At 74.8% G+C, this 18,418-nt stretch carries 20 protein-coding genes; 16 read left to right on the forward strand and 4 right to left on the reverse strand.

Going from position 1 to position 18,418, the window contains the following annotated elements; translation table 11 throughout:
- Nucleotides 1-40: 40 nt before the first annotated feature.
- Genes D1J60_RS02590 through D1J60_RS02600 form a run of 3 tightly spaced genes read right to left on the reverse strand, consistent with a single transcriptional unit; the run spans nucleotide 41 to nucleotide 3,761 of the window.
- Nucleotides 41-1,156, reverse strand: a complete 1,116-nt coding sequence (locus D1J60_RS02590) for an LLM class flavin-dependent oxidoreductase (protein WP_125819960.1) — start codon at nucleotides 1,154-1,156, stop codon at nucleotides 41-43.
- Between the two features lie 10 nt (nucleotides 1,157-1,166).
- Nucleotides 1,167-2,534, reverse strand: coding sequence for an NtaA/DmoA family FMN-dependent monooxygenase (locus D1J60_RS02595; protein WP_125819961.1), 1,368 nt, complete (start codon nucleotides 2,532-2,534; stop codon nucleotides 1,167-1,169).
- 21 nt (nucleotides 2,535-2,555) lie between these two features.
- A complete protein-coding gene (locus tag D1J60_RS02600; protein ID WP_241253112.1) occupies nucleotides 2,556-3,761 on the reverse strand; it encodes an LLM class flavin-dependent oxidoreductase in 1,206 nt (401 codons plus the stop codon).
- A gap of 462 nt (nucleotides 3,762-4,223) precedes the next feature.
- On the opposite strand from D1J60_RS02600, the gene D1J60_RS02605 reads away from it, so the two are divergent.
- From D1J60_RS02605 to D1J60_RS02625, 6 genes are all read left to right on the forward strand, one after another.
- A complete protein-coding gene (locus tag D1J60_RS02605) occupies nucleotides 4,224-5,426 on the forward strand; it encodes an acyl-CoA dehydrogenase (protein ID WP_125819962.1) in 1,203 nt (400 codons plus the stop codon).
- A gap of 50 nt (nucleotides 5,427-5,476) precedes the next feature.
- Nucleotides 5,477-5,935 carry an Rrf2 family transcriptional regulator gene (locus D1J60_RS02610; protein ID WP_125594666.1) on the forward strand — a complete coding sequence of 153 codons (459 nt, stop codon included), beginning with the start codon at nucleotides 5,477-5,479 and terminating at the stop codon, nucleotides 5,933-5,935.
- A 473-nt stretch (nucleotides 5,936-6,408) separates the two neighbouring features.
- Nucleotides 6,409-7,527 (forward strand): aliphatic sulfonate ABC transporter substrate-binding protein, encoded by a 1,119-nt coding sequence (locus D1J60_RS02615; RefSeq protein WP_125819963.1) that lies wholly within the window; start codon nucleotides 6,409-6,411, stop codon nucleotides 7,525-7,527.
- Between the two features lie 182 nt (nucleotides 7,528-7,709).
- Nucleotides 7,710-7,865, forward strand: a complete 156-nt coding sequence (locus D1J60_RS37115) for a hypothetical protein (RefSeq protein ID WP_164720819.1) — start codon at nucleotides 7,710-7,712, stop codon at nucleotides 7,863-7,865.
- A gap of 100 nt (nucleotides 7,866-7,965) precedes the next feature.
- Nucleotides 7,966-8,847 (forward strand): glutathione S-transferase C-terminal domain-containing protein, encoded by an 882-nt coding sequence (locus tag D1J60_RS02620; protein ID WP_125819964.1) that lies wholly within the window; start codon nucleotides 7,966-7,968, stop codon nucleotides 8,845-8,847.
- 257 nt (nucleotides 8,848-9,104) lie between these two features.
- Entirely contained in the window at nucleotides 9,105-10,106 is a 1,002-nt protein-coding gene (locus D1J60_RS02625) for a PHP domain-containing protein (protein WP_125819965.1), read from the forward strand.
- A gap of 13 nt (nucleotides 10,107-10,119) precedes the next feature.
- On the opposite strand, the gene D1J60_RS02630 is transcribed toward D1J60_RS02625, so the two are convergent.
- Nucleotides 10,120-11,592, reverse strand: coding sequence for an ornithine decarboxylase (locus tag D1J60_RS02630; RefSeq protein ID WP_125819966.1), 1,473 nt, complete (start codon nucleotides 11,590-11,592; stop codon nucleotides 10,120-10,122).
- A gap of 139 nt (nucleotides 11,593-11,731) precedes the next feature.
- Here D1J60_RS02630 and D1J60_RS02635 point away from each other — a divergent pair, with 139 nt between their 5' ends.
- The 10 genes from D1J60_RS02635 (at nucleotide 11,732) to D1J60_RS02675 (ending at nucleotide 18,390) form a co-directional block, all read left to right on the forward strand.
- Nucleotides 11,732-12,205: a tRNA adenosine deaminase-associated protein gene (locus tag D1J60_RS02635; RefSeq protein ID WP_164720820.1), complete on the forward strand. Its 474-nt coding sequence runs from the start codon at nucleotides 11,732-11,734 to the stop codon at nucleotides 12,203-12,205.
- Between the two features lie 221 nt (nucleotides 12,206-12,426).
- Nucleotides 12,427-12,597: a hypothetical protein gene (locus tag D1J60_RS37120; RefSeq protein WP_164720821.1), complete on the forward strand. Its 171-nt coding sequence runs from the start codon at nucleotides 12,427-12,429 to the stop codon at nucleotides 12,595-12,597.
- A gap of 80 nt (nucleotides 12,598-12,677) precedes the next feature.
- Nucleotides 12,678-13,715: a glycosyltransferase family 1 protein gene (locus D1J60_RS02640; RefSeq protein WP_206436468.1), complete on the forward strand. Its 1,038-nt coding sequence runs from the start codon at nucleotides 12,678-12,680 to the stop codon at nucleotides 13,713-13,715.
- A gap of 52 nt (nucleotides 13,716-13,767) precedes the next feature.
- On the forward strand, nucleotides 13,768-14,871 hold the full coding sequence (locus D1J60_RS37880; RefSeq protein WP_125819968.1) for a GAF domain-containing protein: 1,104 nt from the start codon (nucleotides 13,768-13,770) through the stop codon (nucleotides 14,869-14,871).
- 32 nt (nucleotides 14,872-14,903) lie between these two features.
- Nucleotides 14,904-15,275 carry a SpoIIE family protein phosphatase gene (locus D1J60_RS38590; RefSeq protein ID WP_347147204.1) on the forward strand — a complete coding sequence of 124 codons (372 nt, stop codon included), beginning with the start codon at nucleotides 14,904-14,906 and terminating at the stop codon, nucleotides 15,273-15,275.
- A gap of 7 nt (nucleotides 15,276-15,282) precedes the next feature.
- Nucleotides 15,283-15,804, forward strand: coding sequence for an STAS domain-containing protein (locus tag D1J60_RS02655; protein WP_125819969.1), 522 nt, complete (start codon nucleotides 15,283-15,285; stop codon nucleotides 15,802-15,804).
- On the forward strand, nucleotides 15,785-16,015 hold the full coding sequence (locus tag D1J60_RS02660) for a DUF6480 family protein (protein ID WP_125819970.1): 231 nt from the start codon (nucleotides 15,785-15,787) through the stop codon (nucleotides 16,013-16,015). The genes D1J60_RS02655 and D1J60_RS02660 overlap by 20 nt, the downstream gene beginning before the upstream one ends.
- 54 nt (nucleotides 16,016-16,069) lie before the next feature.
- Entirely contained in the window at nucleotides 16,070-16,372 is a 303-nt protein-coding gene (locus D1J60_RS02665; protein ID WP_125602733.1) for a hypothetical protein, read from the forward strand.
- 108 nt (nucleotides 16,373-16,480) lie between these two features.
- The gene (locus D1J60_RS02670; RefSeq protein WP_125819971.1) at nucleotides 16,481-17,494 is read left to right on the forward strand and encodes an SPFH domain-containing protein; all 1,014 of its coding nucleotides are present in this window, start codon (nucleotides 16,481-16,483) and stop codon (nucleotides 17,492-17,494) included.
- Nucleotides 17,491-18,390 carry a hypothetical protein gene (locus tag D1J60_RS02675; RefSeq protein WP_125819972.1) on the forward strand — a complete coding sequence of 300 codons (900 nt, stop codon included), beginning with the start codon at nucleotides 17,491-17,493 and terminating at the stop codon, nucleotides 18,388-18,390. The genes D1J60_RS02670 and D1J60_RS02675 overlap by 4 nt, the downstream gene beginning before the upstream one ends.
- Nucleotides 18,391-18,418 lie beyond the last annotated feature (28 nt).

Genomic DNA, 18,418 nt, shown 5'->3' on the forward strand with positions numbered 1-18,418 from the left:
CCCCGGACGGTGCCTCGACCAGGACGCCGGGCGCGGCCGGTCAGCGGCGCTGCCACTCCTCGGCCAGCAGCCGGTAGGAGCGGACCCGGTCCGCGTGGTCGTGCGTGATGGTGGTGATCAGCAGCTCGTCCGCTCCCGTGGCCTCCTGGAGGCGTTCCAGGTGGTCGGCGACGGTCCGCGGGGAGCCGGTGAACTGGGTGTCGACCCGGTCGGCGACGAGTTCCCGGTCGGCCTCGGTCCAGGGCAGGGCGCGCGCCTCGGCGGGCGTGGGGAAGGGGATGGCGCCCTCGGCGGTGCGGATGCTGCGCACCCAGGGCGCGTAGCCGGCCGCCAGTTCGCGGGCGGTCGCGTCGTCCTCGGCGACCACGACGTCGGCGGACACGGTGAGGTACGGGCGGTCCAGCCCGGCCGACGGCTTGAAGGCCGCCCGGTAGCCCTCGGCCGCCTCCAGCACGCTGGCGGGGCTGACGTGGTAGTTGGCCGCGAAGCGCAGTCCGTTGCGGCCGGCGGTCTCCGCGCTGACCCCGCCGCTGCTCCCCAGGATCCACACCTGGACGTCGGCCCCCTCCCCCGGGACGGCGTGCGCCTCCACGCCCTGCGGGGAGCGGTAGTCGCCGCGCAGCAGCGCGAGGACGTCGTCGACCTGCTCGGCGTAGTCCTGCGGCTGGGCACCGGGCAGGTTCAGCAGGCGCTGCTGGAGCGCGACCCTCGGGTGGCCCAGCAGGTGCGCGAAGGAGAAGCGGGGCGGGATGCGCAGCCCGTTCGGCGTCCACCCCTCGAAGGGCTCGGCCGCCGCGGGGTCGCGCTGCGGGGGCCGGCCGGCGGAGCGGCCCAGGCCCAGGTCCAGGCGGCCGGGGTGGAGCGCGTCGATCAGGCCGAACTCCTCGACGGTGGAGAGGGCGGTGCGGTGCCCGAGCTGCACGGCTCCGGAGCCGAGGCGGATCGTCGTGGTCGCGGAGGCGGTGAGCGCGAGGAGGACCGCCGGGGAGGTCCCGGCGACGCCGGGGTTGAGGTGGTGCTCGGCGAACCAGTAGCGGGCGTAGCCGAAGGCCTCCGTCTGCCGGGCGAGGTCGATGCTGTGGTGCAGGGCCTCGGCGGCGGTGGAGCCGGACGGGACGGGGACGAGGTCGAGGACCCCGAGGGGGATGCCGGACATGCCGGGCTCCTTACAGGCCGGAGGGGGCGGGGGCGGGCACGGAGAGCCCGAGGTGGTCGCGGAGGGTGGTGCCCTCGTACTCGGTGCGGAAGACGCCGCGCTCCTGGAGCAGGGGGACGACGGTGTCGGCGAACACGTCGAGGCCGCCGGGGGTGATGTGGGGGACGAGGATGAAGCCGTCGGCGGCGTCCGCCTGCACCAGGTCGTCGATCGCCCGGGCGACGGTGGCGGCGGAGCCGACGAAGGTCTGGCGGGCGGTGGTCGCGATGACGAGCTCGCGGATCGACAGGTTCTTGGCGCGGGAGAGCTCGCGCCACTGCCGGGCGGTCTCCCGCGGGTCGCGGAACTGACGGACGCTGGCCCGGCCGAGGGCGATGGTGTTCTCGCCGGGTTCGGGGTCGGTCTCGGGCAGCGGCCCGTCGGGGTCGTAGGCGGACAGGTCGCGGTTCCAGACGTGCTCCAGGTACCTGATCGCGGTCTGTCCGCTGACCTGGAGGCGGCGCACCTCGTGCGCGGTCTCGTGTGCCTCGGCGTCGGTGTCGCCGAGTACGAAGGTGGCCGCGGGCAGGATCTTCAGCTGGTCGGGCGTGCGCCCGTACCGGGGGAGGCGGCGCTTGACGTCCGCGTAGAAGGCCCGGCCTTCGTCGAGGGTCCCGTACCGGCCGAAGATCGCGTCGGCGCGGGCGGCGGCGAACTCGCGGCCCTCGTCGGAGTCGCCCGCCTGGAAGACGACGGGCCGGCCCTGCGGGCTGCGCGGCACGTTGAAGTGGCCCTCGATGTCGAAGTGCGGTCCGCGGTGGGTGAAGGCGCCCGCCCGGGCGTCCCGCAGGAAGGTGCCCGAGACCGGGTCGGCGACGATCTCGGTGCCGTCCCAGGAGTCGAACAGCCCGGTCGCGGCGGCCAGGAACTCCTTGGCGCGGGAGTAGCGCTCCTCGCGGGGCAGGAACCCGCCCCGGCGGAAGTTCTCGCCGGTGAAGGCGTCCCAGGAGGTCACCACGTTCCAGGCGGCGCGTCCGGCGGACAGGTGGTCGAGGCTGGCGAACTGGCGGGCCACCTCGTAGGGCTCGTTGAAGGTGGAGTTGATCGTCCCGGTCAGGCCGAGGCGTTCGGTGACGGCGGCGAGCGCGGCGAGCACGGTGAAGGTGTCGGGCCGCCCGACCACGTCGAGGTCGTAGATCCGGCCGCCCTGTTCGCGCAGGCGCAGTCCCTCGGCGAGGAAGAGGAAGTCGAACCTGGCGCGCTCTGCCGTGCGGGCGAAGTGGACGAAGGAGTCGAAGTCGATGTGGCTGCCGGCCGCCGGGTCGCTCCAGACGGTGGTGTTGTTGACTCCGGGGAAGTGGGCCGCGAGGTGGATCTGCTTGAGCGGCTTGGTGCTCATGGTGGTCCTTCCGGGTCCGGATCAGGCGGCGGGCTGGGCTGCGTACCGGCCGGCCGGGCGTGCCAGGCCCAGCAGTGCGCGCAGGGTGTCCGCCTCGTACGCGCGGCGGAAGGCCCCGCGCCGCTGGAGCTCGGGCACCAGTGCCCGGGTGATCGCGGGCAGGTCGTGGGAGATGCCGCCGGGCCGCAGCCGGAAGCCCGTCAGGCCGGCCGTCCGCCAGTCCTGGAGCAGGTCGGCCAGCTGTGCGGGGGTTCCGGTGAAGACGGCTTCGCCGTCGCCGTACGGGGTGCCCGCGAGGGCGTCGAGGCGTTCCCTGCGCGCGTGTGCCGCGGGGGCGTCCTCGTCCAGGAAGACGGTGAGGTCCCCGAAGAGGTGCAGGGGCTCCGCCGCGGGCCCGGCGGTCTCCCGGGCCCGCCGGATCTCCGCGACCGCGGCGCGCACGGCGTCGGTGTCGTGCGCGGGGACGTAACCGGCGTCCGCGGAGCGGGCGATGAGACCGTACGCCGCGCGGGTGGCGGCCGCGGCGGTGACCAGGGGCTGTCCCTGGGGCGGGCGGGGGGTGATCGACGGTCCCCGGACGCTGAAGTGGCGGCCCTCGAAGTCGATGTGGTGCAGCTTGTCGCGGTCGACGAAGCGGCCGGTGGCCACGTCCCGGATCTCGGCGTCGTCGTCCCAGCTGTCCCACAGCCGCCGGACCACCTCGACGTGGTCGGCGGCCTCGTCGTACGCCTCGTCCTCGGGCAGGGCCGCCGCGCGCCGTCCGAAGTGCCGCAGTTCGTGGGCGGTTTGCGACACCCGGACGTCCAGGCCCGCGCGGCCCCGGCTGACGTGGTCGAGGGTGGCGATGGCCTTGGATATGTGGAAGGGCTCGGTGTGGGTGGCGGTCACGGTGGGGACGAGTCCGATGTGCCGGGTCAGCGGGGCGACGCGGGCCGCGGTGAGCACCGCGTCCAGCCGGCCGCGGACCTGGTCCGTGCGTCCGTCGGGTCCGTCCGGCGAGGACGACTGGAGGGTGAGGGCGTCGTCGAAGGAGACGAAGTCGAGCAGGCCGGCTTCGGCCTCGGCCACGGCGTCGGCCCAGTAGCGGGCCGTGAGGAGTTCGCCGGGCCGGGCACCCGGCTCGCGCCAGGCGGCCGGGTGCCGGCCGGCGCCGTCGAGCGCGACGGCGAGGTGCAGCGGTGCGGAAGCCGCCGCTCGGGATGCGGCTGGGGGTGGGGAGGCCGGCACGTCGGATCACGCCTTTCCGGATACGCCTTCCGGTCGGCCGTGCGAAGGGGGGCCGATGCCTGTTGCGGTATCCGCCGAAAACGCTATGTCCGGCCGTTGCGCCATACAATGACCGCCTCGTTAAGGGAAGTTGGCAGTCGTGTTGCCGCTCCGTCAAACGGTCCCCGCAGTAAGGCTCTTGCTGCCGCGTCTTTCATCGCGAGACCGCCCTGTCCACGATCTGGTCGTGGTCTTGCCCGGAGGGTTCTTCCGGGCAAGTATTCCTATCAATCCGATGGGAAAAGTGGGGATCCGGCGCCGCCCGGCTTCCTCCCCTCGCGCGTGCCCAGGCCTCCCGGCCACCGGCCGGCGCCACCGACAACGTCCCGGAGCAGCCGACATGACCACCGCCCTCCCTCCCGGCAACGTCCCACGCCCCTCCCCCGCGCCGTACCGCGCCGTCCGGGCCTGTCGGTGACGCCGGTGCCGACGACACCGAGCACCGCGGGCCGCCCGTCCGACGCCGCACGGCGCCGCGCGCTCCTGCGTACCGCCCGCGACGTGGCGGACGACCTGGCCGCCGACTCCGTGACCCGCGAGCAGGCCGGCCGGCCGCCGGTCGACGAGACGGCCCGGCTGCGCGAGGCGGGCCTGCTCGCCGCGCTCACCCCGCCCCGGCCGGGCCGGGGCGCGGACTGGCGCACCGGATGCGCCGTCATACGCGAGATAGGCGCGGCGGACAGCTCGCTCGGCGAGCTGCTCGCCCGCCACTACGTGCACACGTGGGGCGGACGCTTCTACGCGGCCGACCACGACGCCACCGCCCTCGAGGAGGAGTCGGCGCGCGAGCAGTGGCTGTGGACCGGCGCGGTGCGCGCGCCCGCCCCGGGCGGCGAGGCAGGCCCGCCGGACCTCACGCTGAGGCCGCGCAGTCCGGGGTACGTGCTGAGCGGGCGCCGCCCCGTGGACACGGCGGTGGCCGCCGCCGACCAGATCGCGGTGGACGCCGTGTGCGCCGTGACGGGCGACGTCCTGGTCGTGCGGGTCACGCCCGGCGCGCCCGGCGTGACCCTCGAACCCGCCCACGACCGCCTCGGCCAGCGCGTCGCGGGCGCGGGCGCCGTCGTGTTCGACCGCGTCGCCGTCGCTCCCGGTCAGGTGCTGGGACGCCGGCCGCACGACGAGGAGTCGACCGCGCCGTTCACCGCGCTCGCCGAGCCCGCGCTCCGGCTCGCCCTGTGCCACGTCGGCCTCGGCATCGCCGAGGGCGCCCTCACCGAGGCGCGCGACCTCAGCCGGGGCGGCCGCGCGCACCGGCCGCCCGGCGACGACCCGGACCTCTTCCTCGCCTACGGGGAGCTCGCCTCCGCCGCCCAGACCGCCACCGCGGTGGTCGACCGGGCCACGGAGGTGATGGCGCAGGCCCTCGACGCCGGGGAGCAGCTCGACGCCGAGGATCCCGCGGGGGTCGCCGCCCTGGTCGCGACCGCCGAGACGGTGACGTCGGAGGCCGCACTGCACATCACCGCCAGGGTGCTGGAGTTCGCCGACGCGCCGGGCCTGGACCGGTTCTGGCGCAACGCCCGCGTCCTGACGGCCCACCGCCCGGTCGCGCACCGGCTGCGCTCGATCGGCGAGCACTACCTCAACGGCTCCCACCGCGCGGTGGCGGCGGCCTTCCGCTGAGGCGGGGCCCGCGCGGGACGGCGGCCGGGGCCGTACGGGATAATGTCCGCATGCGGATCTCAGCCAGGGCGGACTACGCGGTACGGGCCGCGCTGCAGCTTGCCGCGTCGCAGGACGACGGACCGCTGAAGGCCGAGGCCATCGCCGACGCCCAGGACATCCCGCACAAGTTCCTCGAGGGCATCCTGAACGACATGCGCCGGGGCGGTCTCGTGCTGAGCCAGCGCGGCGGCAACGGCGGCTACCGGCTGGCCAGGCCGGCCCGGTCCATCAGCATCGCGGACGTCATCCGCGTCGTGGACGGACCCCTCGTCTCGGTGCGCGGGGTCCGCCCGCCCGACCTCTCCTACTCCGGCCCCGCCCAGTCGCTGCTCCCCCTGTGGATCGCGCTGCGGGCCAACGTGCGCGAGATCCTCGACGGGGTGTCGCTCGCGGACGTGGCGTCGTCGGAGCTGCCCTCCTCGGTGTCCGCGCTGGCGGACGCCCCCGGAGCCTGGACCAATCCCTAGCCTCTGACCTGCGATTTCTCGTAAGACGAGACAGCGGCGTCCACCATCTGGTCAACCTCTTGGGGCGGGTGCCCCCGTCTGCCAAGATGCCTACCAACCAGGTGGGAAAACTAGGGATCCAGGGAGGAAGGCCGTGCGCATGCCGCATCACGCAGACGTACACGTACACCGGCCGCCGTCCCTGATCTCCCGCCGGCACATCGATCTGGTCCGCACCTCCAGCGCCATCTGTCAGCCTGCCTGACCGCCCTCACCGGACCTGAACCGGCGGCCGCACACCAGCCGGTGCCGTGCCGCCCGCCCGTCCGTCACGCCGGCCGGACCTCGATTCCCGGGGCCGCCCGACGGCCCACCCGTTCCCCAGCCTGCGACCGTGATCCGGCCACCGACCGCCGCGCGCGGGTGCCGTGTGTACCGGTGGCTTTGAGACGTCCGTCTCAGCTCTTGAACCCATCCCGTGAAAGGACACCTCCGTGTCTGCCGCAAGATCGCTCAACGCCCTGCGCGCCATCGCCGTCACCGCCACGCTCCCCCTGCTGCTCACCGCTTGCGGCTACGGCTCCGAGGCCGAGAAGAAGGACGAGAAGCCGGCCGGCGCCACGGCGTCCGAGGGTGGTCAGCAGAAGCTCTCCGCGTCCGAGGTCCGCATCGGGTACTTCCCGAACCTGACCCACGCCACCGCCCTGGTCGGCCTCCAGGAGGGCCTGATCGAGAAGGAGCTGAACGGCACCAAGGTCAAGCCGCAGTCCTTCAACGCCGGCCCCTCCGAGATCGAGGCCCTCAACGGCGGCTCCCTCGACATCGGCTTCATCGGGCCCTCGCCGTCCATCAACGGCTACGTCAAGTCCAAGGGCTCCAACCTGCGGATCATCTCCGGCTCCGCCTCCGGCGGCGTCAAGCTGGTCGTGAACCCGGACAAGATCAAGACCCTGGACGACCTCAAGGGCAAGAAGATCGCCACCCCCCAGAAGGGGAACACGCAGGACATCGCGTTCCTCAACTGGATCGCCGAGAAGGGCTGGACGGTCGACCCCGAGTCCGGCAAGGGCGACGTCTCCGTCGTCCGCACCGACAACAAGGTCACCCCCGACGCCTTCAAGCAGGGCTCCATCGACGGCGCCTGGGTGCCCGAGCCCACCGCCTCCAAGCTCGTCTCCGACGGCGGCAGCGTCCTCCTCGACGAGACGGCCCTGTGGCCCGACAAGAAGTTCGTCATCACGAACGTCATCGTGTCCCAGAAGTTCCTGAAGGAGCACGCGGACGTCGTCGAGGCGGTCCTCAGGGGCACCGTCAAGACCAACGAGTGGATCAACGCCAACCCCGACAAGGCCAAGGCCTCCGCCAACGCCAAGCTCAAGGCCGAGAGCGGCAAGGAACTCGACGCCAAGGTCCTCGACCCGGCCTGGCAGAGCATCCTCGTCACCGACGACCCGCTCGCGAGCACGCTGAAGACCGAGTCGGACTGGGCGGTCAAGGCCAAGCTCCTGGAGAAGCCCGACCTGGCCGGCATCTACGACCTGACGCTCCTGAACAAGGTCCTCAAGGCCGCCGGCAAGCCCGAGGTCTCCGACGCCGGCCTCGGCGCCAAGTAGGCCCCCGGCACACCGCGTACGACGGCACCGGCTCCACCGAGGCAACCGCCTCCCGGGGCCGGTGCCGTCGCGCGTGGCGGACAGCACGCCGGCGGGACGGCGGACGGGAAGGCGGTCTTGACACCCGCCCGGACCGCGCCGACACTCCAGAACGGCGAATCCTGGTGAACCGGTAGGGAATCATGGGCTGTTCAGGGCTGGACCGCGGCACCGACGGCGTCCGCGCCGCCGCGCCGGCGCGCCCGCTGCTCACCTCCCGCCGCCACATCGACCTCCTGCGCGTGTGCAGCGCGGCGAATCCCCCGCACCCCGGCGGCCCCGCGCCCGCCCACCGCTGACCCGCGCCCCCACCCTCAGGGTCCCGGCCGCGCCGCATCCGGCGCCGGCCGCCGTCGCCGTCGTCGCATGCCCCGTGCCCGAGCACCCCCAGGGAGAAGCATGTCCACCACCCGCCCGACAGCCGCCCCGTCCTTCCGGAGCAGGATCGGCCGTGACGCGCACAGCGGCTACCCCGCCGTCCCCCACCGCTACCGGCTCCACCTCTCCCCGTCCGGCCCGTCCTGTCTGCGCATCGCCGTCACGCACAGCCTGCTCGGCCTGCGGGACGTCCTCCCGATGACGCTGCTCCCGGCCGTGCCCGACGCGCCCGACGGCGGACACCTGGCCCTGCGCCCGCTCTACCAGGCCAGCTACCACCGGTACCCCGGACCGGCCGTGGCCCCCGTACTCGCCGACGGCTGGACCGGACGGATCGTCAGCACGCACGCCCCGGACATCCTCCAGGACATGGGCCGGCTCTTCGGCACCGGCGGCCGGCAGCTGTACCCGGCCGGCGCCGACGACCGGATCGAGGCCGTGGCCCGCCTGTGCGAACAGGGCATCAACGCGGCGGCACAGCGCGCCGGCCAGTGCGGCGCCGACCCGGCGGCACGGGACACCGCGCTCGCCACCCTGCTGCGCGCGCTCAACGCGCTGGAGCGACGCCTCTCCAGCGCCGAGTACCTGCTCGGCACCGAACTCACCGCGGCCGACGTGCAGTTGTGGGTGACGCTGGTACAGCTGGACACCGTGCACCGCTGGCACCTGGACGCGGCCGCGGTGTACCGCCTCACCGACCACCCGTACGTGTGGTCGTACGCCCGGCGCCTGGCGGCCCACCCCGCCTTCGCGCCCCACCTGGACCTGGACGGCATCGCCCTGCGCCACCACGCCCAGTGCCGCGGCACGGAGGCCGCGGGCGCGGCGTTCCCCATCGTCGACTGGGCGGGCCACGTACCGGCCGCCACCCCCGCCCTCGGCACCGGCCGCCCCGGCAGCTGACGGCCCCCGCTGGCACCCTCCCCGGCCTGACCGCTGCCGGGCTCCGGGCCGTCCCCGGGGGTGTCCGGAGCCCGGCCGACAGCGGCCCGGAAGCATGGTTCGCGCAGCACGGGTAGGCGCCGGGCATGACCCACAACCGTGAACTCGCGGTGGTGACGGCCGGCGCGTTCCTACCCGACGGCCTCCGAGCGGAAGGGCACCGGCGGACGGCCGAGCCCGGCTCCGCCGGCGAGTAGCGCGCCCCCGCCCGGTCCGCCATGACCCCGGACGAAGCCCTGCGGCGCATCGCCTTCCTGCTCGAATGGCGCGGGGCGTCCCCGTACCGGGTGCGGGCCTTCCACACGGCGGCCGACGCCGTCCGCGGCCTGGAACCGGGCCCGGTGGACGCCGCCCGGGCCGGACGGCTGCGCGGGGTGGGTCCGGTCACCTCCGAGGTGATCGCCCAGGCGTCGGCCGGGGCGGTCCCGCGCTACCTGGCCCGCCTGGAAGCCGAGGCGGGCCCGGACGCCCGCGCCGGCTGGGAGCTCGCGGCGGCGAGCACCGGGGACTGCCATCTGCACTCCGACTGGTCGGACGGCGGGAGCCCGCTCGAGGAGATGGCCGAAGCGGCCCGCGCCCTGGGCCACCAGTGGGCCGTGCTGACCGACCACTCGCCGCGCCTGACCATCGCCCACGGCCTGAGCCCGGACCGGCTCAGGAGTCAGCTGCGGGCCGTGGCCGCCGTGAACGCCGGGCTGGGCCCGGGCTTCCGGCTGCTGACCGGCATCGAGTGCGACATCCTCGACGACGGATCGCTCGACCAGGAGGAGGAGCTGCTCGGCCGTCTCGACGTCGTCGTGGCGTCCGTGCACTCCAGGCTCCGCTCGGAGCCCGGGACGATGACCGCCCGCCTGCTGGCCGCGGTGCGCAATCCGCGCGTCGACGTCCTGGGGCACTGCACCGGCCGGATCATCACCGGCCGGGGCCGCCCGCAGTCCAGGTTCGACGCCGCGGCCGTGTTCGCCGCGTGCGCGGAGTACGGCACCGCCGTGGAGATCAACTGCCGGCCCGAACGCCGCGACCCGCCGGACGACCTGCTCCTCCAGGCGGCCGACGCCGGCTGCCGTTTCGCCGTGGACACCGACGCCCACGCCCCCGAACAGCTGCACTGGCAGAGCACGGGCTACGCCCGCGCGGCCCGGATCGGCCTGGGCGCGGACCGGCTGATCACGACCTGGCCGCTCGGGCGGCTGCTGGAGGGCAGGAGCGGCCGGCGGTGAAGCGGCGGGCCGGCTAGACCGTGTCCTCGCGCAGGACCCTGATGCTGGTCGCGTCGGTGTCGACGGCGTCCGGCAGGACCATGCCGGCCTCGACACCGGTGCGCAGGTAGCGCAGGACGTCCTCGTTCAGGCGCTCTCCGGGCAGGGCGGCGGGGATGCCCGGCGGGTAGGGCGTGAGCATCTCGGCGGCGACGCGCCCCGCGGCCCGTTCCGCCGGGACCTGCTCGGTGCGTCCGAAGAACGCGTCCCGGGGGAGCACGGCCTGCTCCAGGCGCAGGCCGGAGGGGGAGGGCACTTCCACGGGCTGCCCGGTGCGCAGTTGCGGGGCGTGCGCAGCGAGGTCGGTGAGGGCGGCGAGCAGGCTGCCGGCGGTGTGGTCGTCGTCGGCGTGGGTGAGCTGGGCGCTGACGCGGCGGTGGTCGCAGACGTGGAGGTTGACGCGGTGGTGCCGGCGCAGCCAGTCGGCGGCGCGGTAGCCGGTGACCCGCAGCGCGCTGATGTCGATGATGACCTGGAGGGGGTCCAGGTCGAAGGCCTTGCCGGGGCCGCAGAAGTCGTCGCGCCCGTGGACGTGCAGGCCGTCGATGCGGGAGAGGCGCTCGCGCATGCGGCCGGCGAGGGCGAGGGCGTCGTCGCAGAGGGCCTTGCCGTGTTCGGCCATCTGGCGCCGCCAGCCGTCGAGGGCCGCGTACACGAGGACGGACGGGCTGGTGGTGCCGAGCAGGTCCTCGCGGCTCTTCAGCACCTCGGGGGCAACCAGGTCGCCCTGGAGGTGGAAGACCGAGCTCTGTTCGAGCGCGGAGCCCATCTTGTGCACCGAGGTGACGCACACGTCGGCGCCGGCGTCCATCGCCCAGGTGGGCAGGTCGGGATGGAAGGGCAGGTGCGCGCCCCAGGCCTCGTCGACGATGAGCGGGACGCCGCGGCGGTGGCATACCTCGGCGATGGCGGCCAGGTCCGAGCAGGTCCCGTAGGGGGTGGGGGTGGTCACCAGTGCACCGCGTGCGTCGGGGTGTTCGGCCAGCGCCCGCTCGAAGGCCCCGGCGGACGGCGGGTGGGCCAGGTGGCGCTCGGCGTCCCACTGCGGGTCGACCCACACGGGGCGGATGCCGGACAGGATCAGCCCCGAGACCACCGACTTGTGGGCGTCGCGTCCGACGACCAGCTTCTCGTGCGGTCCGGCGACCGAGAGCATGGCGGACTTCACGGACAGGGAGCTGCCGCAGGTGGAGAAGAAGGCGTGATCGGCGCCGACGGCCTCGGCCATGAGCGCCTGCGCCTCCTCGATGATCCCCTGGGAGGAGGTGCGGTCGTCCAGCCCGCTGGTGGCCAGGACGTCCGAGCGGAAGACGGCGTCGCCGAGCACGGCGCGCACGCGGGGGTCGGCTCCCCGGCCCTGCTTGTGTCCCGGCGGGGTGAACGGTGTCTGCCCGGCCTCGTGGTAGGCGGCCAGGGCGTCCAGTACGGGTGTCCTCGACTGATCCATGCGGGGCCGCCTGCCCGCCGCTCGGGTGCGGAAACACCGTCCGGGCGGGCGCGGTGCGGGTGGCGGCCCGCTTGCTCCGTGCGGGCCACGGCGGCCCGTCCCAGGGCTACCGCGGGCACCGACGGGGCACCTGTGGGCCGTGACAGAACGAAGGAACCACCGGTACGCGGTCGCCGTAGCCCAGCAGGCCGGCCGCCGGCAGTGCACCCGTCTGGACCGCACCGCGCTCACGGGCCTCGACGAGGCGGTCGCCGCGGTGCGCGGCGCGGCGGCGTCGGACGTGGCGTACGGGTTCTTCAACGCGGACGAGTCGTTCTTCCTGATCCTGCGGGTCACACCGGCGGGGACGGGCCTGCTGCTGTCGGACGCGCGGGCCGCGCGGCGGCACACGCTCGCCGCGCAGGCCCTGGACGCCACGGGGACCGCCCCGCCCGACGGGGACGTGGGGGCCGCGCTCCCGGCCGGGGACCTGGACATCGTCTCCGCCCTGGGGCTCGCCGCCGACGGGATGGCCGCCGTCCTCGACGGCCCGGACGCCCTGCCGGACGACCAGCTGCGGGTGATCGCGGAGCGGTGCGGGTTCGCCGCCGAGTTCGACCGCGCGAAGACCTGATCCGCCCCGGCTCCCCGCCCGCTCGCCCCGGCCCCCCGCCCGTCCACCGCCCGCGCCGAGGCGCTGCCCGGCGGGCTCCGGCGTACCCGGGGTCCCCGCCGCCTGCCCGGGAACCGTGGCGCCATGCCGCCGCGGTACGACGGCATGCCCCCGGCCCCGGCGGGTACGCGCCCCTCGACCCCAGCCCACCGACCACCCCGACCAGCGAGGAGGTGTCGGTCATGGCGAGCCAGGCGGACACCCAGCCGATCCGCAGCCGCATCGCAGCCGACGAACGGGTCCGGACGTGCCGTCCGGCCGTGGTCAGCCCGCCCCGCCCCCGGGGCTGCGACGATCCGCGTCCCGAGACGGTTTCCGGCCCGGAGTGGAACATCGTCCGGGGCGAGGACTAGGCCGTGGCCGCCGCCCAGCCGGCGCCCCGCGCCCCCTGCGTCGCCGGCCCCCGCGGCCGCCCGGCATCCGGGTCGCGTCGGTGCCCGCCGGGCACGTCTACGTACGCCACATCCACGCGGCCGACGGCTCGGACGGCGTGACGCTGCTGCCCGACCCCCGCCCCAACGGCGCCCCCAGCACCTCACAGCAGTGGTGGCCCCCGGTGATGCTGGACCCGGACTGGGTCCGCGCCCACCACCGGGCCTTCGACGTGTACCACCTGCACTTCGGCTTCGACGCCCAGAGCCCGGAACAGTTGACCGCCCTGGTCGGCGAGCTGCGCCTGCGCGGCAAGCCGCTCGTGCAGACCGTCCACGACCTGCGCAACCCCCACCACCTCGACCGGCGTGCCCACGACGCGGCCCTGGACGTCCTCGTGCCCGCGGCCGACTGCCTCATCACGCTCACGCCCGGTGCCGCGGCCGAGATCGCCGCCCGCTGGGGGCGCACCGCCCACGTCCTGCCCCACCCGCACGTGGTCGACGAGCCGGAGCTGTCCGCCCCGCGCGGGCGGCGGGCCGAGTTCGTCGTGGGCGTGCACGCGAAGAGCCTGCGGCCCAACATGGCACCGCTGCCCGTCATCCGGGCCCTCGCCGGGATCACGCAGACGCTGCCCCGGGCGCGGCTGCGCGTCGACATCCACCACGACGCCCACGACCCCGCGGCCCGTGCCTACGCTCCCGACGTGATGGCGGGTCTGGGTTCGCTCGCCGCGAGCGGGCTCCTGGACCTGCGGGTGCACGACTACTTCGACGACGGCGACCTGTGGACCTACCTGCGGTTCCTGGACCTGTCCGTGCTGCCGTACACCTTCGGCACCCACTCCGGCTGGCTGGAGGCCTGCCACGACCTGGGCACGGCCGTGGCGGCACCGGACTGCGGTTTCTACGCGGAACAGCGTCCCTGCCACCTGTACCGGCACGCCCCGGACGGCCTGGACGTGCGGTCCCTGGAGGCCGCCGTGCGGCAGGCGTACGCGCACCGGCCGGCCCCGCGGGCCAACCCCGGGGCCCGGGCGGCTGAGCGGCGGGCCCTGGCCGCCGCCCACCGCGCCCTGTACGAACGCTGCCTGCCGTGAGCGGGCGCCGGCGTTCGCCGGTGTTCCCCTCGTCGGTACCGCCGGCGAGCTCGTGGGGGTCCTCGCGGTCGTCGATCACCGTCCGCGCGCCTGGAGCGCCGAGGACGTACGGGACCTGTCGGACCTGGCCGCGGCGTGCGGCGCCCAGATGCGGATGCGGTCCCGCTCCCGCAGCGGACGCGAGGCCCGTGAAGCGGCCGAGGACGCCGCGCAGGCGGCGGAAGGCGAGGCGACGCGCGCGCACGAGCTGCTCAGCCGGTCCGAACTACTCCTGCGCACGTCGGAGGACCTCGCCGGCACCAGCAGCCTGGACGACGTCCACCAGCGGGTGGCGGCCCTGGTCAGCGGAGACCTCAAACCGGCCCGCATGGACCTGCTGCTGGTACGGGAGGGGGTGCTCCACCCCGTGGCCGCCCCCGCCGACGACGGCCCTCCCGCCCCGTCCGGCACCGGGTCCCTCTCCCTCGCCTCGCACTGGCCGGCCGCGCGTGCGCTGCGCGAGGACCGGATGATCGTGGTGGCCGGCCCGTCGGAAGCCGGCGGGGCCGCGGCCGGCCTCCCGGCCACCCCCGGGTTCGGCGGCGTGGACCTGCGCACGGCCGTGTGCCTGCCGCTGCGCGGGACCCGCGACACCCTCGGGGTCCTGATCCTGGGCTGGGACACCCCCTACGAGATCGGCGTGGCGGAGCGGGCGGTGCTCGCCACCCTGGCCGTCTACACCGCCCAGGCCGTCGAACGCGCCCTCCACCTCGACGACCGGGTGACCGTCGCCCGCCGGCTCCAGCAGGCCATGCTCACCGACCTCCCGGCCGTCCCGGGCCTGGAACTGGCCGCCCTGTACCGGCCCGCGGCCCTCGAGGACATGGTCGGCGGCGACTGGTACGACGCCTACCCGCTGCCGGAGCTCCCCGGCACCGGCGGCACGGGGGCGCTGGCCCTGGCCGTCGGCGACATCACCGGGCACGACATGGGGGCCGCCGCCATCATGGGGCAGGTCCGCAGCATGCTGCGGCAGGCCGACCAGGACCATCCTGGCGGGGGCCCGCACGAGGCCCGGCCGCGCTCGAACGCGCCTGCGGGCGCCTGGACCTCCCCGCGGGCGGCACCGTCGTCCACGCCCACCTCCACCCGGCGGCGGCCGGACACTGGCTGCTGAGGTGGAGCAACGCCGGCCACCCCGCGCCCCTCCTGGCCGGCCCCGACCGCTCCGTGCGGCTCCTGGAGGAGCACGGCGTGCTCCTGCACTCCGCGCTGCCGCCCCGGCCGCGCACCAGCCACAGCCGCCTGCTTCCCCCCGGCAGCACCCTCCTGCTCTACACCGACGGCCTCGTCGAGGAGCGCGGGCAGGACATCGACGCCCGGATCCACCGGCTCGCGCGGCACCTGGCCGGCGCCCCGCCCGGCACCCCCCTGAACGCCCTGCTCCGGTCCCTGCTGCGGACGGCCGGCGCGTCGGATGCGCGGGACGACGCCGTCCTGCTCGCGGTACGGGTCCCCGGCCCGCCCGATGGCTTACTCACCGAGGAGCGGGTAGGGGCCGTTCACGACGGTATGAGGTGAGTTGGCCATGGACTGCGATTTCCGGATCACACTGAGGCGCTACGGGCCCACCGCGCACCTCACACCGACCGGAGAACTCGGCCTGGAGGCCGGGCCGGAGTTCGACCGGCTGCGGGACGTGCTCGACGGAGTGGACGTGGTGGCCTGCGACATGGGGCACGTGACCTTCATGGACATGGCCGGCCTGAACTGCCTCCTGGGACTCGGCGGCTACGCGGAAACACAGGGCATCGCCCTGTTCGTCTACAACTGGCGCAGGCAGCCCGCCCGCCTCCTCGAACTCGTCGACGAGCTCGACCACGCGCCGGACGGACACCGTTGCGCAGGCCGCTGGGCCGCGAGCCGCGCGCTGCGCCACAGCCTGCGGGACCGCATCACGGCCGGCCGTACCCTCGGCGCCGCCCGCACCCTCGGCACCGGCGGCGCGGCCGGCGAGGGCCGTTGTCCCGGAAGTCCGGTAAGTCCCCCGCCTCGGGCATGCCGGCCGTCATTGCGGGGACACGCCGGACATGAGAACCGACAACCCTGACCCCGATCCCCGCACCACCCCCGGTCTGGAACCGGGCGGATCGGTGCCGCCCGGCGAGACCCCGCCCGGCGAGGCCAGCACCACTTCCGGCGCCGGACCCTACCGCCCGCTGAAGCGCGGGTGGGGCAAGGGCCCACTCGTGATCATCATCGCCCTGGCGGTGCTGGTGGCACTCTTCTTCCTCGCGTACGCAATCGTGCTGGCCCTGTGACGGTCCCGCTCCCCGCCCCCGTTTACGTCGGGCGTGCGCGGCAACACGCGGTGCATGAGCACTCACTCGCGAGTACGCAGTCGGGGAAGCAGTCAGGCGGGCCGGGCCGTCGCGGTGGTGGCGGACGTGCTCGCCTTCGTCATCGGACTCTGGATCCTGCTCTACCTGTTGGAGGCGAACCAGGCCAACGGCCTGGTCGACGCGGTCCACGACGCCGCGTCCTGGCTCGCCGGCTGGTCCTACGACCTGTTCACCTTCAGCCGCGAATGGATCCAGGTGGTGGTCGGCTACGGCATCGCCGCCGTGGTCTACCTCCTGATCGGCCACGCCGCCGCCGGCTGGCTCTACCGGCGCTGACCGGAGAAAACCGCCCGCTCCTACAAGGGGACCCAACCCTTTTCGTCCCCTTGACGATATGAGACGAACCCCCTTATCGTCGTGCTGACGAAATTAAGGGGGTTCGCCATGGCGGACATCACCCGGCGCCTCGGCTGGCGCCATCTGCGCTCCGCGCCCACCGCCCACATCCGCCACCACTCGCGCGGCCGGCTGGTCCACGACGGCCGGGGGCTCAGCTTCTGGTACCGGTCGCTGTCCGCGGCGCTCTCCGAAGTGCCGGTCGACGACCGGGAACTGGCCATGGCGTTCCACGCCCGTACGGCCGACTTCCAGGACGTGACGGTGCAGGCCACCGTCACCTACCGGATCAGCGACCCGGCGGCCGCCGCGGACCGGCTCGACTTCTCCGTCGACCCGGACACCGGGAGCTGGCGCGGCGCACCCCTGGAGCAGATCGCCACCCTCCTCACCGAGACCGCGCAGCAGCACACGCTGGACGTACTGGCCCGGACCCCGCTGGCCGCCGCCCTGGTCGACGGCGTCGCGTCCGTGCGGCAGCGGGTCGCCGACGGTCTCGCCGCCGAGCCCCGGCTCCCCGCCACCGGAATCGACGTGGTGGCCGTGCGGGTCGTGGCGATCCGTCCCGAGGCGGAGGTGGAGCGCGCTCTGCGCACCCCGGCCCGCGAGCAGATCCAGCAGGAGGCGGACCGGGCCACGTACGAACGGCGGGCGGTCGCCGTCGAGCGCGAGCGGGCCATCGCGGAGAACGAGCTGGCCAGCCAGATCGAACTGGCCCGGCGCGAGGAGCAGCTGGTCGACCAGCGGGGCACCAACTCCCGCCGCGAGGCCGAGGAGAAGGCGGCGGCGGACGCCGTCCGGACCGAGGCCGAGGCGGCCCGCACGGTCCGGCTGGCCCGCGCGGAGGCCGAGGCGGCCCGCGAGACGGGCGCGGCGCGCGCCGAGGCCCAGGCCGCCTGGCTGCGGGTGCACGGCGAGGCCGGCCCGGGCACGCTGCACGCCCTGGCGGCGACCCGGCTGGCGGAGAACCTGCCGCGGATCGACAGCATCACCCTCTCCCCCGACGTCCTCACCGGGCTCCTCGCCCGGCTGGGACGCCCGGACGGCGGAGCGGGCGAGTGAGCCTGGCCCCGCGGGCGGTGCTCGTGCACCGCAGGACCGAGTACGAGGAACTGCTCGGGCGGCACGGGACGCACGGGCAGGCCGCGTTCTTCCTGTCCAGCCGGGGCCGCTCGATCGACGAGGTGGCCCGCCGCCACGACCGTGCGCGGCAGGCGCTGCGGGAGGTGGCGGCGGCGGTGCCGCTCACCTGGCGCAGCACCCGGGTGGAGCGGGCGGACCTGGACCGTTTCCTGTTCGGCCCGGAGGACGTCGTGGTCGTGGTCGGGCAGGACGGCCTGGTCGCCAACACCGCGAAGTACCTGCACGGTCAGCCGGTGGTGGGCATCGACACCGACCCGGGGCGCAACCCGGGGGTCCTCGTCCGGCACCGCAGCGCCGACGCCGCGGCCCTGCTGGGCGCCGCGACCGCGGCCGGGGGCCGGGCGGAGGAGCTGACCATGGTCGAGGCCGTCGCCGACGACACCCAGCGCCTCGTCGCCCTGAACGAGATCTACCTGGGCCCGCCCGGCCACCAGACCGCCCGCTACCGCCTGGGCCCCGACGGCGAGGAGGACCCGGGCGAGGCCCAGGCGTCCTCGGGCGTACTGGTGGGCACGGGTACGGGGGCGACGGGCTGGCTGCGTTCGCTGTGGCTGGAGCGCGGCAGCACCGCCGAGCTGCCCGCGCCGTGCGACCGGCGGCTCCTGTGGTTCGTGCGCGAGGCCTGGCCGTCGCCGGCGACGGGGACCAGCAGGGTCGCCGGAGAGCTGGGGCGGGGGCAGGGCCTGCGGCTGACCGTGGAGTCGGACCGGATCGTGGTCTTCGGCGACGGGATGGAGGCCGACGCCCTGGAACTGACGTGGGGTCAGAGCGTCCGGCTGGGCATCGCGGAAACCTCGCTGCGCCTGGTGACGTGAACACCACGGGCGCGCCGCCCGAGCGCGG

Origin of the sequence: Streptomyces sp. W1SF4 (assembly GCF_003950035.1) — a bacterium.
GTDB classification, from domain to species: domain Bacteria; phylum Actinomycetota; class Actinomycetes; order Streptomycetales; family Streptomycetaceae; genus Streptomyces; species Streptomyces racemochromogenes.